The sequence below is a fragment of the Bacillus sp. JJ1122 genome, from assembly GCF_036964885.1.
In the GTDB taxonomy this organism is placed as follows: domain Bacteria; phylum Bacillota; class Bacilli; order Bacillales; family Cytobacillaceae; genus Mesobacillus.
In genome coordinates, this window is sequence record NZ_JBALQL010000040.1 from 34,268 (window position 1) to 37,416 (window position 3,149).

A 3,149-nucleotide genomic window follows, 5' to 3' on the forward strand; every position below is an offset into this window, starting at 1 on the left:
AGGCGCTGGAGCTAGACAATTAAGAAACAGGATTAGGCTTGCCCTAAGGCAAGCCTGTTTTGTCCCTGTAAAATTAATCAAACAGTGTGCTTACTGATTGCTCTTCATGGACGCGGATAATCGCTTCGCCAATCAGTGGAGCAACAGATAGCTCATAGATTTTATCAATGCGCTTTTCTTCTGGAAGCGCGATTGTATTTGTCACAACCAGTTCTTTTATCTTGGAGTTTTGGATTCGTTCAATCGCAGGTCCTGATAATACAGGATGTGTACAGCATGCATAAACTTCCTGAGCGCCATTTTCCACTAATGCATTGGCTGCCAGTGTAATTGTTCCTGCTGTATCAATGATATCGTCAATCAGGATGGCTACCTTACCCTCAATATTACCAACGATGTTCATAACTTCTGCAACATTTGGCTTCGGACGGCGCTTATCGATGATTGCGATTGGCGCTTTCAGTCTTTCCGCCATTTTTCTTGCACGAGTTACACCGCCATGGTCAGGAGAGACAATAACGATATCACCATTTAATTCCTTGCTCTTGAAGTGGTCCGCAAGAATAGGTACACCCATTAAATGGTCAATCGGAATATCAAAGAAACCTTGAATCTGTGGTGCGTGAAGGTCCAGCGTAATGACGCGTGTAGCACCTGCTGTTTCAAGAAGGTTTGCTACAAGCTTAGCAGTGATTGGTTCACGTGCACGTGCTTTACGGTCCTGGCGTGCATAGCCATAATAAGGCATAACGATATTGATCGTTTTCGCAGAAGCACGTTTCAATGCATCGATCATGATCAGCAATTCCATGATGTTTTCATTTACAGGTGAACTCGTAGACTGGATGACATATACGTCACAGCCACGGATACTTTCTTCGATGTTTATCTGGATTTCTCCATCGCTGAATTGGGAAACAGAGCATTTTCCTAACTCTACTCCGATAACCTTTGCAATTTCCTCGGCAAGCTCAACATTTGAATTAAGTGAAAAAACCTTTAAATTTGGGTCTAGATACTGGTTTGACATTGTGGACCTCCAAGACTTATTTCTTTACGTTCATTTTCCCTACATAATCTTCTTTGTTGACTTGACGCGCACGTGCAAGTGCAAGTGCTTCACCTGGAACATCCTCGGTGATAGTTGAACCTGCTGCAACATAAGCGCCTTTTCCAATCGTAACTGGTGCAACAAGATTCGAATTGCAGCCAATGAAGACGCCGTCTTCGATCTTCGTCAAGTATTTATTCTTGCCATCATAATTAACCGTAATCGATCCGCAGCCGATGTTCACATCCGCGCCAACTTCAGCATCACCAATGTAGCTTAGGTGTGAAGCCTTACTTCCACGACCGAATACCGCTTTTTTAATCTCAACAAAATTACCGATCTTCACTTCATCATGTATATCGGAATCTGGTCTGATATGAGCAAATGGTCCAATGTTGACCTCTGAACCAATTTTACTGTTGAAAGCCGCTGACTGACGAATAACTGTATTGTTTCCAATTTCACAGTCGCTAATTTCACTATTTGGTCCCAGCTGGCATTCGGATCCAACCACTGTTTTACCTGATATCGTTGTCCCAGGATAAATGACAGTGTCCTGGCCGATTACCACATCTGGTCCGATATACGTATTGTCAGGGTCAATGAAAGAAACGCCGTTTCGCATATGGATTTCATTGATGCGCTTTTTCATTGTGCGTTCCGCTTCTGCGAGTGCAACACGATCGTTAACACCCAGCGTTTCAGCAAAGCTATCCGTAACAAATGCAGAAACAATTTCGCCCTGGTTTTTCAAAATTTCGATCACATCCGGAAGATAATATTCTCCCTGGACATTATCATTTGATACCTTATGGATGGTCTCAAACAATAACTTGTTATCGAAGCAATAAGTACCTGTGTTGATTTCATCGATGCTTCTTTCCTGCTCAGTGGCATCTTTATGCTCAACGATTTTTTCAACAAAACCATCGCCATTCCTGACAATGCGGCCATATCCAGTTGGATCTTCCGCCCTCGCTGTCAGAATGGTTGCTTTCGCGTTTGTCTCTTCGTGATGCTTGAAAAGAGCTTCCATCGTTTCTGCTTTGATCAGTGGTGTATCGCCGCATACAACGATTGTAACGCCTTCTTTATCCGCAAGCATTGCTTCCGACTGCAGGACAGCGTGGGCTGTTCCCAGCTGTTCAGCTTGCAGTGCGTATTGGCTGTCATCGCCAAGCTGCTCTTTCACTTTTTCAGCACCGTGCCCGACAATCGTCACGATTTCTTTTATATTAAGACTTTTCACTTGGTCAATAACATGCTGAACCATCGGCTTGCCGCATACAGGGTGAAGTACCTTATATAACTTGGACTTCATTCGCGTACCCTGACCGGCCGCTAAAATGATTGCATAACGATTAGACATTAGCAGGCCTCCAATTTTACCTTTTTATCCATTACGAATATATCTTAAATAGCCGGGTATTTCAAGAATAGAAGAGCAAGTACAATTATTTGTCATTTATACTGTGGGCAGTTTTCTTGAAAAAATGTTTAATTCTACTGAAAAACGGGTTTATGGAGGAGCAAATGCGGGGAAATAAAAAAGAGCCCTACTTATGCAGCAGGCTCTTGGTGTCTTACGTTCTATTTCTAGGAAGCTCCAGCTTCTTCGAATTCAACTTCTAGTTCACCTAAACGGTGGTATTCTGCCAATACAGCTTCCTGAATTTTTCCGCGTGTGCCCGAATTGATCGGATGTGCGATATCACGGAACTCGCCATCAGGAGTACGTTTACTTGGCATTGCAACAAATAGGCCGTTGTTTCCATCAATCACCCTGATATCATGGACAACAAACTCGTTGTCAAGCGTGATGGAAGCGATTGCTCTCATCCGTCCATCTGTATTAACGCGGCGTAATCTTACGTCAGTTACTTCCATTCTGTTCACCACCTTTACAAATAGATAAAATTCTAGTTAAATAATTCCACAGTGAATTCAAAACTCCTTCTTTATTCAGAAAATTTTTTTAAAAAAATAGGGCAAATTCATGAACATTTTCTTATTGAAAGCCCTATCACTCTATTTTTTCGAGGTAAAATAGGCTTTTTTGGCTATTGACCTTTTATTTTGAGTTCTGTTAAACAAGGCT

General features: G+C 42.4%; 3 protein-coding genes. All 3 read right to left on the minus strand.

The genetic code is table 11. The features are described 5' to 3' along the window. Nucleotides 1-73: 73 nt before the first annotated feature. Nucleotides 74-1,030, minus strand: coding sequence for a ribose-phosphate diphosphokinase (locus V7201_RS20345; RefSeq protein ID WP_335378591.1), 957 nt, complete (start codon nt 1,028-1,030; stop codon nt 74-76). Nucleotides 1,031-1,046: 16 nt separating this feature from the next. Beyond that, nucleotides 1,047-2,420: a bifunctional UDP-N-acetylglucosamine diphosphorylase/glucosamine-1-phosphate N-acetyltransferase GlmU gene (gene glmU / locus V7201_RS20350; protein ID WP_335378592.1), complete on the minus strand. Its 1,374-nt coding sequence runs from the start codon at nt 2,418-2,420 to the stop codon at nt 1,047-1,049. Between the two features lie 227 nt (nt 2,421-2,647). Beyond that, on the minus strand, nt 2,648-2,938 hold the full coding sequence (gene spoVG / locus V7201_RS20355) for a septation regulator SpoVG (protein WP_003347151.1): 291 nt from the start codon (nt 2,936-2,938) through the stop codon (nt 2,648-2,650). Nucleotides 2,939-3,149: the final 211 nt, after the last annotated feature.